This window comes from Vibrio algivorus (assembly GCF_030161215.1).
In the GTDB taxonomy this organism is placed as follows: domain Bacteria; phylum Pseudomonadota; class Gammaproteobacteria; order Enterobacterales; family Vibrionaceae; genus Vibrio; species Vibrio algivorus.
Genome location: NZ_BSPV01000009.1, coordinates 449,078 through 470,008, shown reverse-complemented (window position 1 = coordinate 470,008; position 20,931 = coordinate 449,078). Strand labels below are relative to the sequence as shown.

21 protein-coding genes and 1 other annotated feature are annotated in these 20,931 nt (G+C 40.6%); of the genes, 7 read left to right on the top strand and 14 right to left on the bottom strand.

What is annotated here, in order from left to right; all coding sequences use genetic code 11:
- Window positions 1–96: 96 nt before the first annotated feature.
- The 3 genes from QQJ93_RS14495 to QQJ93_RS14485 all read left to right on the top strand — a co-directional run bounded on the left by QQJ93_RS14495 (window position 97) and on the right by QQJ93_RS14485 (window position 3,441).
- On the top strand, window positions 97–882 hold the full coding sequence (locus QQJ93_RS14495) for an ATP-dependent zinc protease family protein (protein WP_089123136.1): 786 nt from the start codon (window positions 97–99) through the stop codon (window positions 880–882).
- Between the two features lie 75 nt (window positions 883–957).
- Window positions 958–2,466 (top strand): inactive transglutaminase family protein, encoded by a 1,509-nt coding sequence (locus tag QQJ93_RS14490; protein ID WP_089123137.1) that lies wholly within the window; start codon window positions 958–960, stop codon window positions 2,464–2,466.
- Window positions 2,467–2,469: 3 nt separating this feature from the next.
- Window positions 2,470–3,441 carry an alpha-L-glutamate ligase-like protein gene (locus QQJ93_RS14485; RefSeq protein ID WP_089123138.1) on the top strand — a complete coding sequence of 324 codons (972 nt, stop codon included), beginning with the start codon at window positions 2,470–2,472 and terminating at the stop codon, window positions 3,439–3,441.
- Window positions 3,442–3,827: 386 nt separating this feature from the next.
- Here the strand turns inward: QQJ93_RS14485 and QQJ93_RS14480 are convergent, their stop codons facing one another.
- Window positions 3,828–4,406, bottom strand: coding sequence for a thymidine kinase (locus tag QQJ93_RS14480; protein ID WP_089123139.1), 579 nt, complete (start codon window positions 4,404–4,406; stop codon window positions 3,828–3,830).
- Window positions 4,407–4,508: 102 nt separating this feature from the next.
- A complete protein-coding gene (cysS, locus tag QQJ93_RS14475) occupies window positions 4,509–5,891 on the bottom strand; it encodes a cysteine--tRNA ligase (RefSeq protein ID WP_089123140.1) in 1,383 nt (460 codons plus the stop codon).
- A 195-nt stretch (window positions 5,892–6,086) separates the two neighbouring features.
- Here cysS and QQJ93_RS14470 point away from each other — a divergent pair, with 195 nt between their 5' ends.
- The 4 genes from QQJ93_RS14470 to QQJ93_RS14455 all read left to right on the top strand — a co-directional run bounded on the left by QQJ93_RS14470 (window position 6,087) and on the right by QQJ93_RS14455 (window position 9,630).
- Window positions 6,087–6,581: a peptidylprolyl isomerase gene (locus QQJ93_RS14470; protein ID WP_089123141.1), complete on the top strand. Its 495-nt coding sequence runs from the start codon at window positions 6,087–6,089 to the stop codon at window positions 6,579–6,581.
- A gap of 189 nt (window positions 6,582–6,770) precedes the next feature.
- A complete protein-coding gene (gene lpxH, locus QQJ93_RS14465) occupies window positions 6,771–7,496 on the top strand; it encodes a UDP-2,3-diacylglucosamine diphosphatase (protein WP_089123142.1) in 726 nt (241 codons plus the stop codon).
- Window positions 7,497–7,901: 405 nt separating this feature from the next.
- Entirely contained in the window at window positions 7,902–9,131 is a 1,230-nt protein-coding gene (locus QQJ93_RS14460; protein WP_089123143.1) for an EAL and HDOD domain-containing protein, read from the top strand.
- Window positions 9,132–9,141: 10 nt separating this feature from the next.
- Complete coding sequence (locus QQJ93_RS14455; RefSeq protein ID WP_089123144.1) at window positions 9,142–9,630, top strand: YchJ family metal-binding protein; 489 nt, start codon at window positions 9,142–9,144, stop codon at window positions 9,628–9,630.
- A gap of 75 nt (window positions 9,631–9,705) precedes the next feature.
- On the opposite strand, the gene QQJ93_RS14450 is transcribed toward QQJ93_RS14455, so the two are convergent.
- From QQJ93_RS14450 to hisG, 12 genes are all read right to left on the bottom strand, one after another.
- Window positions 9,706–11,220 carry a DHA2 family efflux MFS transporter permease subunit gene (locus tag QQJ93_RS14450; protein WP_089123145.1) on the bottom strand — a complete coding sequence of 505 codons (1,515 nt, stop codon included), beginning with the start codon at window positions 11,218–11,220 and terminating at the stop codon, window positions 9,706–9,708.
- A gap of 9 nt (window positions 11,221–11,229) precedes the next feature.
- On the bottom strand, window positions 11,230–12,306 hold the full coding sequence (locus QQJ93_RS14445) for an HlyD family secretion protein (RefSeq protein WP_284186106.1): 1,077 nt from the start codon (window positions 12,304–12,306) through the stop codon (window positions 11,230–11,232).
- Between the two features lie 21 nt (window positions 12,307–12,327).
- A complete protein-coding gene (locus tag QQJ93_RS14440; protein WP_089123146.1) occupies window positions 12,328–12,750 on the bottom strand; it encodes a MarR family winged helix-turn-helix transcriptional regulator in 423 nt (140 codons plus the stop codon).
- A gap of 212 nt (window positions 12,751–12,962) precedes the next feature.
- Window positions 12,963–13,109, bottom strand: a complete 147-nt coding sequence (locus QQJ93_RS14435; protein WP_284186105.1) for a hypothetical protein — start codon at window positions 13,107–13,109, stop codon at window positions 12,963–12,965.
- Window positions 13,110–13,264: 155 nt separating this feature from the next.
- The gene (hisIE, locus tag QQJ93_RS14430; RefSeq protein WP_089123147.1) at window positions 13,265–13,924 is read right to left on the bottom strand and encodes a bifunctional phosphoribosyl-AMP cyclohydrolase/phosphoribosyl-ATP diphosphatase HisIE; all 660 of its coding nucleotides are present in this window, start codon (window positions 13,922–13,924) and stop codon (window positions 13,265–13,267) included.
- Window positions 13,921–14,694 (bottom strand): imidazole glycerol phosphate synthase subunit HisF, encoded by a 774-nt coding sequence (gene hisF, locus QQJ93_RS14425; protein ID WP_089123148.1) that lies wholly within the window; start codon window positions 14,692–14,694, stop codon window positions 13,921–13,923. The genes hisIE and hisF overlap by 4 nt, the downstream gene beginning before the upstream one ends.
- A complete protein-coding gene (hisA, locus tag QQJ93_RS14420) occupies window positions 14,676–15,413 on the bottom strand; it encodes a 1-(5-phosphoribosyl)-5-[(5-phosphoribosylamino)methylideneamino]imidazole-4-carboxamide isomerase (RefSeq protein ID WP_089123149.1) in 738 nt (245 codons plus the stop codon). The genes hisF and hisA overlap by 19 nt, the downstream gene beginning before the upstream one ends.
- Before the next feature lie 29 nt (window positions 15,414–15,442).
- Window positions 15,443–16,084, bottom strand: coding sequence for an imidazole glycerol phosphate synthase subunit HisH (gene hisH / locus QQJ93_RS14415; protein ID WP_089123150.1), 642 nt, complete (start codon window positions 16,082–16,084; stop codon window positions 15,443–15,445).
- Window positions 16,084–17,157 carry a bifunctional histidinol-phosphatase/imidazoleglycerol-phosphate dehydratase HisB gene (gene hisB, locus QQJ93_RS14410; protein WP_089123151.1) on the bottom strand — a complete coding sequence of 358 codons (1,074 nt, stop codon included), beginning with the start codon at window positions 17,155–17,157 and terminating at the stop codon, window positions 16,084–16,086. The genes hisH and hisB overlap by 1 nt, the downstream gene beginning before the upstream one ends.
- Window positions 17,158–17,259: 102 nt before the next feature.
- A complete protein-coding gene (gene hisC, locus QQJ93_RS14405; RefSeq protein WP_089123152.1) occupies window positions 17,260–18,309 on the bottom strand; it encodes a histidinol-phosphate transaminase in 1,050 nt (349 codons plus the stop codon).
- Between the two features lie 11 nt (window positions 18,310–18,320).
- Window positions 18,321–19,628, bottom strand: a complete 1,308-nt coding sequence (gene hisD, locus QQJ93_RS14400; protein ID WP_089123153.1) for a histidinol dehydrogenase — start codon at window positions 19,626–19,628, stop codon at window positions 18,321–18,323.
- Between the two features lie 5 nt (window positions 19,629–19,633).
- Window positions 19,634–20,530 (bottom strand): ATP phosphoribosyltransferase, encoded by an 897-nt coding sequence (gene hisG / locus QQJ93_RS14395; RefSeq protein ID WP_089123154.1) that lies wholly within the window; start codon window positions 20,528–20,530, stop codon window positions 19,634–19,636.
- A 45-nt stretch (window positions 20,531–20,575) separates the two neighbouring features.
- Window positions 20,576–20,703 (bottom strand) — a sequence feature (His leader region).
- Between the last annotated feature and the right edge of the window lie 228 nt (window positions 20,704–20,931).

Below are 20,931 nucleotides of genomic sequence, written 5' to 3'. Positions count from 1 at the left end.
GTATCTTCTTACATGAGATGAAAGCGCTTCACGGTCGGATCGAGATACGCTAAACTTTGCACAACAAATACTTAACATGGATGATAACGGTTTAATATGCTCAAAAAATCATTAGGTCTTGCAGTTTTTGCCCTAGGTTCACTTTCAGGTTGTGCATACATGACCGGAGAACATTATTCTGAGCAAACCATTGCAGCCATTAATCAAAGCGAAGAAAAGCTTTCCAATAGAATTGAAGAGCTCGACTCAAACCTTGATAGACAGACTGACTATATTGCGAGCTTAGAGTCAGAAGTCATTAATTTGAATAATGAAGTTGAAGTTTTAAAACACAATCAACAACGCTTTATTACCACAGCACGTAAAGCCCAAACCACGACATCTTCACCATCGGCAACTTCAAATATTGTCGTGACCAACCTTGAACCACAAACTCGTCCTGGCATGGTGACCTTGGGGTCATTAGAAAGTATTGATATAGATATCGTTAAAAGTGCTTTTATCGCGAGAGTCGATACCGGAGCCACAACGTCTTCAATTAATGCCGTTGATTTACAAGAATTTGAGCGTAATGGAAAAAAATGGGTTAAATTCCATGTATCCGATGAAACTGCGCCTGAAGATCGTAAATGGGTAGAAGCACCCATCGTTCGCCATGTTAAAATTCGACAATCGAGTACTAATTCTTTAGAACGAAGACCTGTTGTTGAACTTTGGATAAAAATTGGCAGCGTACATGAAAAAGCTCAGTTCACTTTAGCTGATCGCTCTCAAATGGATTATCCTATTTTATTGGGCCGTGAATTTATTCAAGATGTTGCTTATGTCGATGTAAGCCGAGAGTTTATTGAATCTAAAGCACCAACACAAATATCTAAGTGACCTCAAGATTTAGGTTGCTTGGGTATACAAAAATAATTTTAATAACAATTAATTTAGACTGGTTAAGGAAAAGTTATGACGTCTAGAGTGCCATTTTATTTTCTCATTGCCATACTTGTTATCACCGGGCTCACTTTGAGCGTCATGCGTCATCAAGACTATGGTGTTCCTTGGGGACCAGGTGAATCTCGACAAATATGGGATATTGAAGCTCGCGTAGAATTTACCGCCTCAGGAGGCCCTGCTAAAGTTTCTTTAGCTGCGCCACATACTCAAGATGGGTTTACCTTAATTGATGAAAGTGCTTCATCACCTGGCTATGGTTTATCTTATATTAATACTGATACTGGCCGTCGAGCTGAATGGTCGGTACGTGATGCAAAAGGTCCACAAACCATTTATTACAAAACTCAGTTCTTAGTGGATCCTCAATCACAAGCAGAAATTTTACCACCAGTAGAAACTGACTTAGTGGCACCTACTTTTACTGGTCCACAACAAGCAGCGGTTGATGCAATTACGACCCAAGCTTCTGAACGTTCTGCAGATAACACAACATTTGCTCGTGAGTTAATCAAACAATTCAACGATCCTGACAACCAAAATGCTTCCCTACTTCTAGATGACTTCAGTAAAGTTGAAGCAATTGGTCAAATCTTATCTTCATCTGAAATCTACAGTAAAACTGTTGGTGTTATTGAATTAGAAGATGGTCGTCGTCGCCAATCTATCATTCCTATGATTGAAGTGTGGGATGGTGAAGTATGGCAACTGTTTAATCCTGAAAGCACTGAACAGGGTAAACAAGGTAACATGCTAATTTGGGATGAATCGAACGTTTCATTACTAGATGTTATCGGTGGTAAAAACAGTAAAGTATTCTTCTCAATGCTGGCTCAAGACGTTTCACCAAGTAGTGCAACTAAGCAGAAAGTGGTTGCTGATAACTTGCTGAACTTCTCAATTCATAGCCTACCGCTAGAAGAACAAGCGATGTTTAAAACCATCATGTTGATCCCTATCGGTGCGTTAATCGTTGTATTCTTACGTGTTCTTATCGGTTTAAAAACATCTGGTACTTTCATGCCAGTACTGATTGCGGTTGCCTTTGTTCAGACTCAGCTACTACCAGGTATCATCGGTTTCTTACTGATTGTAGGTACAGGCTTAATCATCAGGGGTTATTTATCCAAACTTAACTTACTGCTGGTGTCGCGAATATCGGCGGTAATTATTACCGTAATCTTAATTATTTCTATCTTCACCATCGTGTCGTTTAATATTGGATTAACACAAGGCTTAACCATTACGTTCTTCCCAATGATCATTCTATCTTGGACAATTGAACGTATGTCTATTCTATGGGAAGAAGAAGGCGCAAAAGAAGTATTTATGCAAGGTGGTGGCTCACTACTCACCGCTGTGCTTATCTACTTAGCGATGACTAACCCATATGTTCAACATATTACTTTCAACTTCATCGGTACTCAGTTCATCGTATTAGCGTGCATCTTATCGCTAGGTAACTACACTGGATATCGCCTACTAGAACTGAAAAGATTTAAACCATTAGCGGAGGACTAAACGATGTTTTCAATGTTTACGTCTCCTCAAAAGCTACACGCTAAAGGCATTATGGGTATGAACAAACGTAATGGCGCCTATATTGGGCGCTATAACGACCGTTCTAAATACCCACTAGTGGATGACAAACTAAAAACTAAAATCATTGCTCAAGAGCACGGTGCAACAGTACCTAAGTTGATTGGTGTTATTGGTCAGCAAGCTGAAGTAAAGCGTATCCACGCCATGGTAAAAGACTGGCCGGGTTTTGTTATTAAACCGGCTCGTGGCTCTGGTGGTAAAGGCATTTTGGTTATTATTTCGCATAAAGATGGGGTTTACATTAAACCATCAGGTCAAGCGATTAACGAACAAGATGTTGAGCGCCATATTAGTAATGCATTAGCAGGCCTGTTCTCGCTCGGTGGCAAAAATGATGTTGCGGTAGTTGAGAATCTAATTAAATTCGATGATGTTTCGTTTGATGGCTACAGCTATGAAGGTGTGCCAGATATCCGTGTTATCGTGTTTAAAGGTTACCCTGTTATGGCAATGATGCGGTGTTCTACTGCCGCATCGGATGGCAAAGCGAACTTGCACCAAGGTGCGGTTGGCGTGGGCTTAGATATTGCAACCGGCCGGGCAGTACGTGCTGTTCAGTTTGACCGCCCTATCACCCATCACCCAGATACTGATAAACCACTTAGTGGCTTAGTCGTACCCAATTGGGAAAAACTCTTGGTATTAGCATCCAGTGCTTGGGAAATGACCGGGTTAGGTTATATGGGTACCGATATGGTATTGGATAAAGAAGAAGGCCCAATGGTACTAGAGCTCAATGCTCGCCCTGGGCTTGCGATCCAAATTGCTAATGGCGCTGGTTTACTGCCTCGTTTACAACATATCGAAAACCTAGGCACGCCATTGGATTACCCTAAGCCGGAAGAGCGTGTTGCTTATGCTGCAAAACAATTTGCCTCAAAACCACAGTTCTAAGCTGTAGTTTTCAGAAGCTAGGTTTACAGAAAATAGTTTTACAGTGAAAAGATAACAAAAGGGCCTATAACTCAGCGCGAGTCATAGGCCCTAATTTTACGCTTTATAAAGTAATCCCCTAGCGTCGGCGATCACTTGACCTCAATTGAGGTGATTTAACCTCAGCTTCGGATAAGAGTGTCACAATAATGGAGCTAACCACTGATATGCAAATGATAAAAACATCTGTCAGGCATCTGGGATTAATGACTTTTTATCAATGCTGCCATTTGGGATGGATAACAAGGCAAAATCACAAGTCAATAGCTGGTCTATTGCGTTGATTTTAACGAAGTTAGACGCCTAAAGTTCTGTATTGAGTGACTTCTAGTTATCCGCAGCTGAGGTTATTTACCTAATGCTTCTTTATAATGAAGACGACATACTGACTCATAGCGGTCATTACCACCAATCGCTACTTGGTCACCTTCTGCAATCGCTCTACCTTGCTCATCCATGCGAATGACCATGTTAGCTTTACGTCCACAATGGCAAATGGTTTTTAGCTCAACCAGTTTATCAGCCCAAGCAAGTAAATATTGGCTACCTTCAAATAACTCACCTAAGAAATCACTACGCAAGCCATAACATAATACAGGTATGTGTAATTTATCGACCACTTCGGTTAATTGATACACTTGTTCTTTATTTAAGAACTGGCATTCATCAATCATGATGCAGTGAATTTTTTCCTTTTCACATAAAGCTTTAACCGCATTAAACATATCTGTAGTGTCATTGTATAAATGTGCATCTGACTGCAAACCAATACGAGAACTCACTTTACCAACACCATCACGGTTATCAATTTCAGCTGTGAATATAACTGGGTTCATACCACGTTCACAGTAGTTAAAAGAAGATTGAAGCAGTGTTGTTGATTTACCCGCGTTCATCGCTGAGTAATAAAAATACATCTGTGCCAAAAGAAAAAGCCTTTCTAGTTATCAGTTTCGAATTTCGAGAAAAAGGCTTGCAGTATGTCAGTCATACCACAAGCCCTATTTATTATTCAGATTTACGACGCCTTACTTACGACGCCAAGTAGTACCATCAGGGCCATCTTCCAGCTCAATACCCAGCTCGTTTAACTTATCACGAGCAAGATCAGCGTTTGCCCAATCTTTTGCCGCACGAGAATCATTACGTAGCTTAATTAACCCTTCAATTTCAACTACTTCATCATCACTACCCGCTTCACCTTGCAAGAACGCTTCTGGTGATTGGTGTAAAATACCGATCACATCAGCTAATTCACGCATTAAAGCCCCAAGTGCCGATGCCTTATCCATATCAAGAGTTTTCAATCGGTTTACTTCACGAGCCATATCAAATAGCACAGAGTAAGCTTCTGGCGTATTGAAGTCATCATTCATTGCTGCGCTAAAACGAGCGACGAACTCTTCACCACCAGCAGGCGCAACAGATAAATCCAAACCACGTAAAGAAGTGTATAAACGTTCCAGTGAAGCACGAGCTTGGTTTAAGTTTTCTTCACTATAATTTAACTGGCTACGATAGTGGCCAGACATCAAGAAATAACGAACGGTTTCAGAATCGTAGTGCTTTAACACATCACGAATCGTAAAGAAGTTGCCTAGAGATTTAGACATTTTTTCACGATCAACCATCACCATACCACTATGCATCCAAGTGTTTACGTATGACGTATCGTGAGCACAGCAAGATTGTGCAATTTCATTTTCATGATGCGGGAATTGCAAGTCTGAACCACCACCATGAATGTCAAAGTGGTGACCTAAGATAGAAGAGTTCATTGCCGAGCATTCAATATGCCAACCTGGGCGACCCGGCCCCCAAGGTGATTCCCATGTAGGCTCACCTGGCTTCGACATTTTCCAAACCACGAAATCCATAGGACTACGTTTTGCGCTTTCAACATCAACACGAGCACCAGCTTGTAATTGCTCTAGATCCTGACCAGATAGCTTGCCGTATTGTTCGAATTTTTTCACTTCAAACATCACATCACCATTATCAGCAACGTAGGCAAATCCTCGCTCAATTAAACGCTCAACTAATTCAATGATTTCTTTAATATAATGAGTAGCACGAGGCTCTACATCCGGGCGCTTAATATTGAGCGCATCGAAGTCTGCGTACATTTCTTCAATTAAACGTTCCGTTAATGATTCACAGCTTTCATTATTTTCTGCCGCACGTTTAATGATCTTATCGTCAATATCCGTAATGTTTCGTACAAAAGTTAGATCATAACCAACAAAGCGTAGGTAGCGAGACACCACATCAAACGACACAAAAGTACGCCCATGGCCAATATGGCAGAGATCGTAGATGGTCACACCACAAACATACATGCCAATTTTTCCAGCATGAATGGGTTTAAATTCCTCTTTTTGGCGGGTCAAGGTGTTATATATTTTTAACATGATCTCTTTCTGCGTCTGGTGAAAATTATAATTTTTCGATTATACCGAATCAGCTAATTAAGTCGACATTAAGCCTAACTTTAATGGGCTATCATTGGGTATAATAACGTTTAAAGTTGCTTTAGAGATAAGTTGCTATAAAATCTACCTCTCAAGTAGCAATACCAATTAAATCCAATGATAAAGGACCTAACCATGATCATCCTTCACACCAACTTCGGCGATATTAAAATTCAACTTAACGAAGAAAAAGCACCTGAAACAGCGGCTAACTTCCTACAGTATTGCCAAGATGGCTTCTACGACAACACTCTTTTCCACCGTGTTATCGATGGGTTTATGATTCAAGGCGGCGGTATGACTTCTGGTCTTAAAGAGAAAGCAACTCGCGCAACAATTAAGAACGAAGCAAATAATGGCCTAAGTAACAAAGTAGGTACATTAGCAATGGCCCGTACGATGGAACCGCATTCAGCAAGTTCTCAGTTCTTCATCAACGTTAATGACAATACTTTCCTAGATTTTAAATCTGAAACAATGAATGGTTGGGGTTACTGTGTGTTTGCGGAAGTTGTTGAAGGCATGGACGTAGTAGAAAAAATCAAAACAGTAAGCACTGGCTCTTACGGTATGCACCAAGACGTACCATTAGAAGATGTTGTAATTACCGGTACAACAATCGAAGCATAATATACTCAAAGTAATTGGAGTTGCAGTGAGGCGACAAGTAAGTAACACCCCATGAGCTTAGCTTGCCTAAGTAATTGGGGCGAGTGAACGCCGTCAACAAAACTGCAGCTTCAAGTACGAAAAGTATAAAAGCATCGAATTTGTAGGGGCCCTGTCCCCTTTTATTTTTCTCATACAATTTGATAATTCATGACCACCTTATTTATTGCTGATCTTCATTTATCCCCCCTACGTCCAGATATCACTGCTTGTTTTCTTCGTTTTATGCAAGAAGAAGCACCGATGGCTAAAAAACTGTATGTACTCGGAGATTTATTTGAATTTTGGATCGGTGATGATGATAACTCACCTTTTAATGTCACTATTAAAGACGCCTTTAAGGCACTAACGGCAAGTGGTGTTGCCTGTTATTTCATACAAGGCAATCGTGATTTTTTACTGGGTCAGCGTTTTTGTAAAGAAACTGGAATGCAATTACTGCCAGAAACTGCAGTTATAGATCTTTATGGTACACCGACTGTTATTTTGCACGGTGACACCCTTTGTACCAAAGATGAGAAATATCAAGAATTTCGTAGAACCGTTCATCAGAAGTGGTTACAACGCCTATTTCACTGTATCCCATTGTTTATAAGAAAAAAGATCGTTTCCAACGTACAAAATAAAATCAAACAGCAAAAGCACTTTAAGCAAATGGAAATCATGGATGTGACTCCTGAAGAGGTCGTCAATGTACTTGAATCTCACCATGTCACTCATATGATCCATGGTCATACACACCGCCCTAACACTCATAAACATCAAACAAATCAAGGTTCTGCCACTAGAATCGTACTTGGTGATTGGTACACTCAAGGTTCTATCTTAGTCTGTAATGAAAATGGTTGTGAATTACAGCAACGCTCTCTTGGATAAAAACCTTGGCATCTGGAAAACCTTGAGAAATTCAAGCCATTCACAGACTTTTCACCTATCCTTATACTAGGGGCTGTTGATCTTTCGTGGTTAAATTTTGTTCGAGATAAAAGCGTTTTAGGCAAGGCAAGTCGATTGTAGCCTAGTTATTCTAAGTAAGTGAGACTTAACGAAAGATCAACAGGCCCTAGCAACGCAAAGATGGTGACTCTGGTAACAAGTCTCTTAGAGAGCGTATGTTTTTTGTTGTGAATTTATGAGTCAACTAACAAACTTGTGACTTTGTAGCAGGAAGCCTAGAAAGCTTTTCTATTTTTCTATATTGTTTAATAAGTTAATTAATAATAAACCCGAGATTCTAATAATAAGAAATCACTCTGGTTAACTAAGCAAAGAGATTCAAGGATGTATTCTTTTATTGCACGCCAACCTATTGTAAATATCGATAAGCAAATTGTTGCTTATGAGTTATTATTCCGTGAAGGCTTTAAAAATAAATTCCCTTCAGTGGACCCACAGTTGGCTACCAGTCGATTATTAATTGAACATTTTTTTCTTACTAACGCTCAAGGGCATGAGAATACTTTATACTTCGTCAATTTTCCCTATCAAAGTTTAATAGAAAAAATTCCAACACTTTTTCCTGCAGACTTATTGATGATCGAAATACTTGAAGACTGCCAACCTAATGACGAATTATTCTCAGCAATACGTGACATGCATCAACAAGGTTATAAAATAGCACTTGATGACTTTATCCCCTCTCCTAGCTGGGAGCGTTTCCTACCTTATATCCACACGATAAAATTCGATATAAAACAAGTCAGCACATCAGATATTGTCAAATTCATTAAAGCTCATAAAACTGATGAACTTTATTATTTAGCTGAAAAAATTGAAAACCGACAAGAACTAGAAGAAGCTGAAAAGGTTGGGTTCGACTTTTTCCAAGGCTATGCATTGCATGAACCTGAAATAATCAAACATCGAAGAATTGAATCATCTTCGTTCACGGTTGATCAACTAAAAATTGCCATCAATCAGACTCCAATTGATTACCAGTTAATCGAAAGATTAATTCGCTATGATATTACGATGTCCTATAAGCTGATGCGGTTTATCAATGCCTATTCATCCAAAACCTTTACCTCATTTGAAGATGCTTTCAATATTCTCGGCCTTGATAAAATCAAATTCTTTATTGAATTATCGCTTACCGCAGCCCATGAGTGGACACCATCGGATTATTATCTCAGTTCAATGCATCGAGCCCACTTCTGTGAACAAGTCGCGGCATTGGATCAATTCAAAATAAATGCCGAACACGCTTATTTTGTTGGCATGTTTTCACAACTTGATAAACTCCTTCAACAACCACTTTGTCACCTAGTTGAAACCTTACCACTGAACAAAGCTGCAATTAATGCGCTATCGCAACAGACCGGTATTCTCGGTGATATTTTAGGCTTGGCAATTGCCTATGAGAAAAAAGATAATTCAAGTATTCAGTGGTTTACTGATAAACTTCACATTTCCCCTGAGCTAACTCGTCAGTTCTATGATAATGCACTCAATTGGGTTACCCCTGAATATCATCACCTTCGCTTAGAAGGCAAGCTTCTTAATCAACCGTAAAGAGAACACTATGCTTTGCCCATGCTGTAGCCAGCAACCTTATGACCAATGCTGTCAACCTATTCACCAAAATCCCCTTAATGCTCAATTGCCGGAACAACTGATGCGTGCCCGTTACTGCGCTCATGTGCTCGATAATGTAGAGTTTGTCATTCAAACCTATCATTCATCTTGCCAAGCAGAGCAAGAAGCCGAAGCCATTGCTCAATCGATTAAAAGTGAATGGGTACGACTAGAAGTACTTGATACACCCGCCCCTTCTGACAACGAAGGTTTCGTAGAGTTTAAAGCTTACTTCTCAGAAGACGGCAAACAATATTGCCTACATGAGCGATCACGATTTGTTAAAGAAGATGGCCATTGGTGCTATATCGATGGTGTGATGCCAGAAGATAAAATTGATCCTCGCCTCACGCAAACTATTGCCAATACTAAAATAGGCAGAAATGATCCTTGTCTATGCGGCAGTGGTAAAAAGTTTAAGAAGTGTTGCGGGTAAGTAAGTTAATAAAAAAGCAGTCTGAATATGTTCGCTACACATATTCGGACCTTTTTTTATCTAAGGTTGTTTAATCTAACGGCTCTTCTTAAACAAAAAAATCATCGGTAGCATAATCAAACACACAAACATCATTAAGCGGTAATCTTGTAAGTAGCCTAATATTGCAGCTTGTCGATTAACCTCAGCATCAATCGCATATAAACCAGCTTGAGTTGTAATGTCATACATGCCTTTTTCTGCTGCCATGTGTAATGAATGGCTGAATGGTGTGATGTATTGAGCAAACACTTCATGGTTATATTGAACTCGATGCGCCAAATAAGTAGTTACTGCTGAAATCCCAATGCTACTACCTATATTACGGATCAAACTATATAGTGCCGTTCCTTCTGTGCGGTACTTAGGCTGTAAGCTCGAGAAGGTCATTGTTGATAAAGGTACGAACACTAAACCTAACCCAAGCCCTTGTACGACACCCGTACGTATAATATCCCAAGAGCTCACTTCAGCATTAAATAACGTCATTTCCCATAATGAAAAAATCATTAAAGATGTACCGGTAACCATCAAATAACGAAGGTCCACTTTTCGGGCGAGACGACCAACAATCAACATTCCTGCCATAGTACCAAAACCACGCGGTGTCAGTAGGAGTCCAACGTCAAGTACCGGGTAGCCCATCAGACTCTGCATAAATGGCGGCAATAGTGCCATAGTGGCCAGTAACACCACGCCCATCATAAAGCCGATAGTAATACCGACTACGAAATTTCTATCGGCAAACATTTCAGGATCGAGGAACGGCTTTTTCGCAGTAAACATGTGGACGATAAACATATAAAATGCCAATGCAGCAACTGCAGATTCGACCACAATCTCCATACTGGAATACCAGTTTTGCGACTCACCTCGGTCAAGAAATAACTGCAATGATCCAATAGCAAAAGCAATAAGCGTGAAACCAAACAGATCAAACTTTCTATCGGCTTCAATTGCCGTTTCTTTTACATAAGCCGCAATACCAAACCAAGCTAGGGCACCAAACGGGATGTTAATATAAAATACCCAACGCCAGTTATAATACTCGGTTAACCAACCACCGAGTGACGGTCCAAGGATCGGACCAACCATTACGCCAACACCCCATAAAGCCATCGCAGAACCATGTTGTTCTTTAGGGTAAGAATCTAACAGGACTGACTGTGACAGTGGGACTAAACTTGCACCAAAAATTCCTTGTAATAAACGGAATAAGATAATTTGATCAAGCGATTGTGCCGCACCACATAAAGCCGACGCGATAGTAAAGCCAATTACCGAATAGATGAATAAACGCTTACGGCCAATACGAGCGGCCACGAAACCGGTTAAAGGCATAGCAATGGCAGAAGCAACAATATAAGAGGTTAAGACCCACGAGATCTGATCTTGAGTTGCGCCCATTGAGCCTTGCATGTGTGGCAATGCCACGTTCGCAATCGTAGTATCCAAGGCTTGCATAATAGTTGCTAACATTACCGAAAAAGTGATCAGGAGCCTTTTCGCACCCTCTTCTTTTTCGTTAGCTTGTAATGTAACTTCGCTCATAACCTAGCCTTAAAATGACAAATTACGGGTATGCTTAGTATCAACGGTCACAATGGCACTTAAACCGGCACGTAATGTTGGCATATTTTCTTTTTCTTCAATTGAAATACGAATCGGCAAGCGTTGCGTCACTTTAACCCAGTTACCCGTTGCATTTTGTGCTGGAATCACTGAGTACTCAGAACCTGTTGCAGGGCTAATACTTGTTACATGTCCTTTCCATTGATGGTCAGGAGCATAATCAATCTCGATATCCACTTCTTGACCGACTTTGATATTAGTCATTTCTTTTTCAGTAAAGTTAGCTTCGATCCACAAGTTCTTATCCGCCACTAACAACATCGTAGTGCTATTCGACGTAATATATTGTCCATCTTCTAATACTTTAGAAACTACACCATCATTTGGTGCATAAACATTAACGTGCTCTAAATCGTTTTTTGCCTGATCAAGTTCAGCTAATGCCAATTGATATTTAGGATGCAATTCAGTTGGTGCTTCTGGATCACCACCAAGGCTTTCAGCGACTTGTTTTAGTGATTTTTGTAAAGCGTTTATTTGTAGTTCAAATAATAAGGTTTTCTGTCTCGCTGAATCATAATCTGCTTCAGAAGAATAATTTTTTTGACGCAAGTTATATTGACGCTTTTCTTCAATGCGCGCGTAATCTAGTTGGCTTTGCGCCACATCAATATTCGCTAATTTGCTTTGATACTCTGCTTTTAAGGTTTCCAATTCGGTTCGTACATCAGCAAGGTTGGCTTTAGCTCGATCAACTGCATATTCATAAGGGGTAGGATCGATCTGTACTAGTAAGTCGCCTTTTTTAACATGCTGATTTTCTTCAACTGGAACGTTAATTACACGGCCAGCCACTTCAGCATTAATTGGTGTTTTATCGGCTTTTACATAAGCATTTTCCGTTTCTACATAGCGACCGCCATGCAGGTAAAGTACGATACTGCCAGCAATTAAGATCAGTGGAACAACAAATAAAAGTAAAAAGCGCTTAGACTTAAACTTTGATTTTTTAGGCGATGGTTGAGGTAATTCCTCTTCCATAGATTGAGTTGGTGCGTTAGCCATATTATTACCTAAAGTAAATTTTTAATTGTCTGATAAGTTTCGGTGGATGTGCTCAAGTGTGGCAATAAATTGATCACGTTGCTGCTCGGTTAGACCTGCTAATCCTGACTCCCATACTTTATTACCCACACTACTCACAATATTGAGACGTGATTTAGCTTCCGGTAATAAGTAAATCAAATGAGCTCGTCGATCAGAAGGACTAGCACAGCGTTTAACTAGCCCTTCTGCAACGAGTTGATCAATCACTCTTGCTACTGTCATTGGTTTTATTTCTAATAATTCTGCTAACTCAACCTGTTTAATGCCTTCGTTGCGAGCAATGATGTTTAATGCTTTTGCTTGCGCCAAAGTAATACAACCTATCTCAGGATCATTCTGAAATTTTTTGCGAACCAGACGTGATACATCAGACAGTAGGTAACCAACAGGTGTTTTAGTCATGAAAAACCTTCAATAAGAGCCTTATGAAAACAGCTAGAGAGAGTCACTTTGGTTTTAAATAAAAAATACAAAGTGTGAACACCTAAATATAGTAAGCATTACTTACTACTTTGACAAGAAAATACTACACAATTGTATAGTAAATATTATATTTGATTGATATATACCCAAGTGACTTCAAGATGCAGAATTCAGAGCTATCATCCAAACCTTTAAGCAAGGAAGATTGACGAAGGAATGTAGGCACCTTTCAAATCAATCTGACACGGCATAAAGGTTTGAATGAAGCTCCCGAAGGGCAAGTTAAAACAAGCTTTATGCGGCGTTAAATTAAATAGAGATAGAATAACTATGATCATATTCAATTTGCCTTGCCTAAAGCTTGTTTTATTCTTGCTGAAACTCGCATCTTGAAGTTACTTGGGTATATAAAGTAATTAATTTAAAAGTCACCAAACACAAAAAAGGCTAGGTAAAAATACCTAGCCTTTCATTTCAAGTCTCTTAATGAGAATTACTTATGACGTTCTTTCAACTTATTAATGACATCATCAAACGATAGACCTTGGTCTTGCAGCAGTACAAACAAGTGGTAGATCAAATCTGCTGACTCACAAATCAATTCCGCTTTGTCACCCGACGTTGCCGCAAGCGCGACTTCAACGCCCTCTTCGCCCACTTTCTGCGATATGCGTTTCGTGCCACGAGCATAGAGACTTGCAGTGTAGGAAGACTCTGGGTCGGCACTCTTGCGGGCAGCCAGTAGTTGCTCAAGTTGATGAAGCCACACCAACTGGGATTCTTCTTGTTGATCACCATCAAAACAGGTGGTGGTACCGGTATGGCAAGTAGGACCAATGGGATTCACCTTAGCAAGTAAAGTATCGTTGTCACAATCTAGCGCAAGATTTACTAAACCTAGGCTGTTTCCTGATTCTTCACCTTTGGTCCAAAGACGTTGTTTGGTACGAGAATAGAAGGTCACTAAACCAGTATCGGCGGTTTTTTGCAATGCATCGCTATTCATGTAGCCCATCATTAGTACTTGGCTTGATCGGTAATCTTGAATAATGACAGGTACTAAACCATCGACTTTTTCCCAATCAATACGCGCTGAAATAGCTTGTATCTCTGACGCGTTAAACGTGGTTTGTTCTGTTAATGCTTCACTCATAAACGTATCTCCACGCCTTGTTGTTTTAAGTATTGTTTTAGTTCACCAATGTTGATCACTTGTTTGTGAAAAACTGATGCAGCTAACGCACCATCAACATTCGTTTTTTGATAAGCTTCAGCAAAGTGCTCCATGGCGCCCGCACCACCAGAAGCAATCAAAGGCACCTGACACACTTCACGTACCATGTTCAATTGATCGATATCGTAACCATTACGCACACCATCTTGGTTCATCATATTTAATACAATTTCACCCGCACCACGCTTTTGCACTTCTTGCACCCAATCACGGGTTTCCCACTTAGTGGCTTTCGTGCGTTCTTCATCACCTGTAAATTGGTAAACTTGGTATTTTCCTGTTTCTTTGTCGTAGTATGAATCAATACCTACCACAATACATTGCACACCAAATTTATCTGCCAATTCAGTGATCAATTCAGGATTCGCTAAGGCTGGAGAGTTGATAGACACTTTATCCGCACCAAACTCGAGAATCCGCGCGGCATCTTCCGCAGATTTAATCCCACCAGCAACACAGAACGGAATATCAATCACCTCAGCTACGCGAGCAACCCAACTTTTGTCGACCACACGACCATCACTAGAAGCAGTAATATCATAAAACACCAGCTCATCAGCGCCTTCTTCCGCATAACGCTGAGCTAACGGTACGATGTCACCGATAATTTCATGGTTACGGAATTGCACGCCTTTAACGACTTGGCCATCTCTAACATCAAGACACGGAATTATTCGCTTTGCCAACATGAGAATGCCTCCTCTGCGGTAAACTTACCATCCAGGAGTGCTCGACCGACGATAACACCCGCAACCCCTGTCCCTTTAAGTGCAGCGATATCCTCTAGGCTACCAATGCCACCAGAAGATTGAAATTGCACTTGTGGGTACTGTTTACATAAATCGATATACAGCTCAACGTTAGATCCCGCTAAAGTGCCATCACGGGAGATGTCGGTACATAACACGTGTTTTAAGCCAACGGTTAGATAATCATCAATGAGGGCTTCAATCGTCACACCTGAGTCTTCTTGCCAACCAGAAATCGCCACACGACGTACGCCTTGCTCATCAATATTGATATCTAATGCCAAAACAATTTTTTCAGCACCGTATTTTTCCATCCAACCTTTCACAAGTTCTGGTTGTTTAACCGCAGTTGAACCGACCACCACACGCTGTGCACCTGCTTCAAGTAGATCAATCACATCTTGTTCAGTTCGTACACCACCGCCAATTTGGATATTAGCGGGTGTGCCTGCAAGCAATTTAGCAATCAAGTCTAGTTGACGCGCTGAAGTATCTTTTGCACCCGTTAAATCCACCAAGTGTAACCAATCGGCACCAGCTTGATGATAAAGGTTAAATTGTTCAACAGGATCCACTTTGTATTCGGTTTTTTGCCCATAGTCGCCTTGAAATAAACGTACGACTTGTCCATCAATTAAATCTAATGCAGGAATTATCATCCTATCTTTTCCTTTTATACGTTTCGTGCTTACACGTTTAGCTCAAGAAAGTTTTGAATCAACTTTGCGCCCGCTTTCGAAGAACGTTCTGGGTGAAATTGCACACCATAATAGTTGCCACTTTGTACTGCGGCAGTAAATGGATTGCCATATTCACAACTTGCAATGGTATATTCACCGACTGGCATGGCATAACTGTGTACAAAGTAGAAATAACTGTCTGCTGGAATATCTTTAAACAAAGGGTGGCCTTCTTGTGGTTGCACTGTGTTCCAGCCCATATGAGGCAATGGTAAATCACCAGTATCCATTAATCGTACTTCACCACTACATAAACCTAGGCAATTGACTTCTGATTTACCTTGTTGACCTTTTTCTTCAGACAGTTTGCCCAGCAATTGCATGCCAAGACAAATTCCAAGCAATGGCTTTTCGACCTTCTTAACTAATGTAATTAAGTCACGCTCTTCTAGGTTTTTCATGGCCTCAGAAGCCGTGCCAACGCCCGGTAGAAAGAGTTTATCAGCGGCTAACACCACTTCTGGATCTTTTGAAATTGTGACAGCATAACCCAAGCGCTCAATGGCAAATCGGACTGATGAAACATTGGCGCACCCGGTATCAATAATCACCACTTTTTGAGCATCATTTGTGATAGATGTTGATCCCATTACAGCACTCCTTTACTACTTGGCAATTCATTACCTTCCACTTTTATCGCTTGGCGAAAAGTGCGTCCAAAGGCTTTAAACAAGCTTTCGATAATGTGGTGATCGTTATCACCCGTTGAAGATAAGTGAAGCGTACAAGCCAGGGTATCCGTCAATGAACGGAAGAAGTGCACCACCATTTCAGTGGATAAATCGCCTACTTGTTCACGGCTGAACTTAGCGTCAAACTTTAGGTAAGGACGGCCAGACAAATCCAAACCACATTGCGCTAAACATTCATCCATTGGCAAGCTAAAACCAAAACGACCGATACCACGCTTATCACCTAGTGCTTCTTTTAACGCTTGGCCAAGTGCTAAAGCGGTATCTTCAATGGTGTGGTGATCATCAATGTGTAAATCACCTTTAACGTCCACTTTCATTTGAAAACCGCCATGAGTAGCGATTTGATCTAACATGTGATCAAAAAAGCCCATACCGGTTGAGATTTGGTTGCCACCTTGTTCATCTAAATTAACTGAAATACGAATATCGGTTTCTTTGGTAGTACGAACAACGGTGGCAGTACGAGCATTGACTGTTAGGTCTTTTAAGATATCAAGCCAGTTCATAGTTTCAGGGTTGTACTGAATACCACGGATCGCCATGTTCTCTGCGAGTTGTAAATCGGTTGCACGATCGCCAATGACTGCTGACGTTTTAAAGTCGACTCTACCTTGCTGTAGATAGTCTTTGACTAGACCTAATTTCGGTTTACGACAAGTACAGTTATCAGCATCAAAGTGTGGGCAAATCAATACATCATCAAACTTAACGCCTTGTGATGAAAAGATATCCATCATCATATTATGTGGGGCATCGAAATCAGCTTGAGGGTAGCTATCGGTACCTAGACCATCTTGGTTGGTTACCATCACTAAACGATAACCTGCATCTTGCAGTTTTAATAATACCGGAATGACATTAGGTTCGAATTTCAGCTTGTCTAAACGGTCAACTTGAAAATCTTCCGGCGGCTCAACAATTAAGGTCCCATCACGGTCGATAAAAAGAATTTTATTAGCTTGGCTCACATTGACTTCCTTTCTTAGAGCAGCCACCAATTAAGTTTGATGGCTCAAATTTTTTATATGCTGTTATTTATACCCAGTTACTTGGGTATATAAGTTAATAAGCTACGCAATGGCACTAATCTGATTACGGATAAAGCTTAAGGTTTTTTCGCATTCATCACGATTACCGATACTGATTCGAACGCAATCTTTAATTAGCGAGTTACGTAAAATAATGCCGTTATCCCACGCAGCTTTAAACATTGCATCACCTTCTGGGAATTGAATAAGCAGATAGTTACCCCAACCGTCATAAACTGTCACGCCTTGCAGCATTGATAAACCCGCTTGTAAATAAGCACGGTTAGCCGAAAGATCAAGTACTTGATATTTCATGCGCGCAAGCCCTGCTTCAGATAATGCCTGACAAGCAATTTCAGCCACTGGAATCGGTACAGGATACGGAGCAATCACTTTCAATAATACATTGATTAACTCTTCGTTAGCTAAGGTAAAACCACAACGTAATCCAGCAAGAGCAAAGGCTTTCGACATGGTTCGTAAAATGGCTAGGTTAGGATATTGTTCAAGTAAATCGACTGTTGAGGCTTCAGGGCAAAAATCAATATAGGCTTCATCCATCACCACAATGGCTTTGTCTTGTGTCATTTCCAACAACGCAACGATATCTTCTCGCTTGATCAGATTACCTGTTGGGTTATTTGGACTGCAGACAAATACCAACTTAACATTATCTAACTGCGCTTGAATAGCCGTTAAATCAAGCTGCCATTCTTGCGTTAAAGGTACGATTTTACGTTCAACACCTATCGTTTCTGCACTAATTGCATACATGCCATAAGTCGGTGGGCAATAAAGGATCGCATCTTGGTTCGGTTCGCAAAAAGCACGTATAAGTAACTCGATACCTTCATCAGCACCGCGAGAAGTTAAGACCTGCTCAGCTGACACTCCTGCATAGCTTGCGTAAGCTTCAATCAAGTCTTTAGGCTGGCACTCACTATAGCGATTTAAGCGAGTAAAATTGGTTTTGTATTCATTATCAAACGGTGACTCATTAGCATTTAACCAAACATCACCACTACCACCAATACGGCGAGCCGACAGGTATGGTGTTAAAGCTTGAACTTGTTTACGGGCTAACTTTTCCATGTTCTACCTGCCTATTGCTGATTCAACTGTTCGTTACAAATACTGTCGATACGGATCGTCACAGCACGTTTATGTGCATCTAGCCCTTCCGCTTCTGCCATAGTGACGACAGTTTGAGCTAAGCCTTTCAAACCCTCTTTGGATAACTCTTGCACTGTCATACGTTTTGAGAAGTCAGCTAAACCTAGGCTTGAATAGGTTCGAGTGTAACCATAAGTCGGTAATACGTGGTTAGTACCAGAGGCATAGTCCCCTACTGATTCAGGTGACCATTTACCAAGGAAAATTGAGCCTGCATTATCAAGTAAGGGCAATAATTCACGAGGGTTCTTCGTCTGAACAATCAAGTGCTCTGGGCCATAGAAGTTTGAAATCGACACGCATTGAGTCAAAGATTCAGTAATCACAATCAAACTTGAACCTAAAGCTTTCTTTGCAATATCGCTGCGAGATAAAGACTTAAGCTGTTGCTGTACAGCTTCTGCTACTTGATCAGCAATCATAGGTGATGGCGTTAATAGCACGACTTGTGAATCTGGGCCGTGTTCGGCTTGTGATAATAAATCCGCAGCCACAAAATCAGCATCAGCAGTTTCATCGGCAATCACTAATACTTCAGAAGGACCTGCTGGCATATCTATAGCAGCACCACGGAAATCATTGCTTACTTGACGTTTTGCTTCGGTCACAAAAGCATTACCTGGGCCAAAGATTTTATCTACTTTAGAAACTGTCTCAGTACCATAAGCCATTGCTGCAACCGCTTGAGCACCACCAACATTGTAGACTTCATCAATATTACACAATTTCGCTACATACAGAATTTCATCAGCAATCGGCGGTGGTGAACATAGCACCACCTTCCTACAGCCAGCAATTTGTGCAGGAACACCTAGCATCAATACCGTAGAAGGTAATGGCGCACTGCCACCCGGAATATATAAACCAACTTTGTTGATAGAACGAGTCACGAGTTCACACACTACGCCTGGTTGCGTTTCGACACTCAATGGCTGTGCTTTTTGCGCTTTGTGAAATACCGAAATGTTCTTGTGCGCTTGTTCTAGCGCTTGTTTCATTTCATCAGATAAGCGTGCTGCCGCTTGATCAATTTCTTGTTCCGATACACGAATAGAATCAGGCGTCGCTCTATCGAACTTAGCCGTTAACTCTTTGATTGCAGTATCGCCATCTTGTTTTACTTGATTTAATACATCAGAAACAATTGAGGTGATATTGGCACCATCGCTAATTGCTGGGCGCTCAAGTACTGCATTTTGTTGCTCTTCGCTTAATGATTGCCAAACGACGGTTTTCATATTACTTACTCCATCATTTTTTCAATTGGTAACACTAAGATCGAACTTGCACCAAGTTCTTTCAAGCCTTCCATGGTTTCCCAGAATAAGTTTTCTGTACTAACAAGGTGTACTGCAACACGATTTTTTTCTTGAGATAACGGCAGAACTGTAGGGTCTTCAGCACCCGGCAATAATTGTTTAATTTGCTCAAGCTTATCGGAAGGAGCATGTAGCATAATGTATTTTGATTCTTTCGCTTGAATCACACCCTGCATACGAGTGAGTAGTTTTTCAATCAAATTATCTTGCTCAGCTGAAAACTCACCGACACGTTGAATTAACGTCGCTTTCGAGCGGAAAATCACTTCAGCTTCTTTTAATCCATTGGCTTCTAAAGTCGCTCCGGTTGAAACCAAGTCTGCAATTGCATCTGCAAGTCCTGCACGAGGTGCAACTTCAACCGACCCGGTTAGCATACAAGTGCTGAAGTTAATGCCTTGCTCATCCATATAGCTTTTTAATAAGTGTGGATAAGTTGTCGCGATACGCTTACCCGCTAAATCTTGTGGGCCGTTGTAAGTTTCATCTTTATTAATGGCGATAGATAAACGGCAACCACCGAAATCTAGACGGCGTAGAGCTTTAAATTCACATGGTGAACCTTCAGCTTTACGATCTAGGCGTACTTCTTCTAATTCATTCTCACCGATAAAGCCAAGGTCAACCACCCCATCCATGATCAAGCCAGGAATGTCATCATCACGAACTAACAGCAAATCAATTGGCATATTTTCACTGTGTACTACTAGTCTTTCACCAGCAATATTAAATTTAACACCACACTTTTTAAGTAGAACTTGGCATTCTTTACTCAAGCGGCCTTTCTTTTGAATCGCAATTCTTAATCGTGAATTTGTCATATTTCTATCCCTGTGTTTTTGGTTTGTTATTTTTAACGTCCCTAAATGAAAAAACCCCCGGAGAGAAAACTCTTCCGAGGGTTTGAATCTTTTTACTGATTCACGTCCGGAAGAGGTATCTTCCGGATGCACACACTCACCCGCAAGATATAACAGGATGATGGTGATGATGAATGTTAATATTCAATGTGCGCATGTGTCTGTTTACTCAATCAGTTTCAATAACTTCACACTACCCAAGCTCGAATATTTTTTCAAGCCTTTATTTGAATTATTTTTCTCTACGTAAATTCTGCTTCTGAAGACATACCAATCACATTAATTAGATGGTCAGGAATTGCGTAGGAAAAGGCTTGATAGCGGAAATTTTCAATATCTTGAAGTTACTTGGGTATATACAA

Coding starts and splice junctions, on each gene's coding strand:
- QQJ93_RS14495 (WP_089123136.1), top strand. CDS start 97: ATGCTCAAAAAATCATTAGGTCTTGCAGTTTTTGCCCTAGGTTCACTT.
- QQJ93_RS14490 (WP_089123137.1), top strand. CDS start 958: ATGACGTCTAGAGTGCCATTTTATTTTCTCATTGCCATACTTGTTATC.
- QQJ93_RS14485 (WP_089123138.1), top strand. CDS start 2,470: ATGTTTTCAATGTTTACGTCTCCTCAAAAGCTACACGCTAAAGGCATT.
- cysS (WP_089123140.1), bottom strand. CDS start 5,891: ATGTTAAAAATATATAACACCTTGACCCGCCAAAAAGAGGAATTTAAA.
- QQJ93_RS14470 (WP_089123141.1), top strand. CDS start 6,087: ATGATCATCCTTCACACCAACTTCGGCGATATTAAAATTCAACTTAAC.
- lpxH (WP_089123142.1), top strand. CDS start 6,771: ATGACCACCTTATTTATTGCTGATCTTCATTTATCCCCCCTACGTCCA.
- QQJ93_RS14460 (WP_089123143.1), top strand. CDS start 7,902: ATGTATTCTTTTATTGCACGCCAACCTATTGTAAATATCGATAAGCAA.
- QQJ93_RS14455 (WP_089123144.1), top strand. CDS start 9,142: ATGCTTTGCCCATGCTGTAGCCAGCAACCTTATGACCAATGCTGTCAA.
- QQJ93_RS14450 (WP_089123145.1), bottom strand. CDS start 11,220: ATGAGCGAAGTTACATTACAAGCTAACGAAAAAGAAGAGGGTGCGAAA.
- QQJ93_RS14445 (WP_284186106.1), bottom strand. CDS start 12,306: ATGGCTAACGCACCAACTCAATCTATGGAAGAGGAATTACCTCAACCA.
- QQJ93_RS14440 (WP_089123146.1), bottom strand. CDS start 12,750: ATGACTAAAACACCTGTTGGTTACCTACTGTCTGATGTATCACGTCTG.
- QQJ93_RS14435 (WP_284186105.1), bottom strand. CDS start 13,109: ATGATCATAGTTATTCTATCTCTATTTAATTTAACGCCGCATAAAGCT.
- hisIE (WP_089123147.1), bottom strand. CDS start 13,924: ATGAGTGAAGCATTAACAGAACAAACCACGTTTAACGCGTCAGAGATA.
- hisF (WP_089123148.1), bottom strand. CDS start 14,694: ATGTTGGCAAAGCGAATAATTCCGTGTCTTGATGTTAGAGATGGCCAA.
- hisA (WP_089123149.1), bottom strand. CDS start 15,413: ATGATAATTCCTGCATTAGATTTAATTGATGGACAAGTCGTACGTTTA.
- hisH (WP_089123150.1), bottom strand. CDS start 16,084: ATGGGATCAACATCTATCACAAATGATGCTCAAAAAGTGGTGATTATT.
- hisC (WP_089123152.1), bottom strand. CDS start 18,309: ATGGAAAAGTTAGCCCGTAAACAAGTTCAAGCTTTAACACCATACCTG.
- hisD (WP_089123153.1), bottom strand. CDS start 19,628: ATGAAAACCGTCGTTTGGCAATCATTAAGCGAAGAGCAACAAAATGCA.
- hisG (WP_089123154.1), bottom strand. CDS start 20,530: ATGACAAATTCACGATTAAGAATTGCGATTCAAAAGAAAGGCCGCTTG.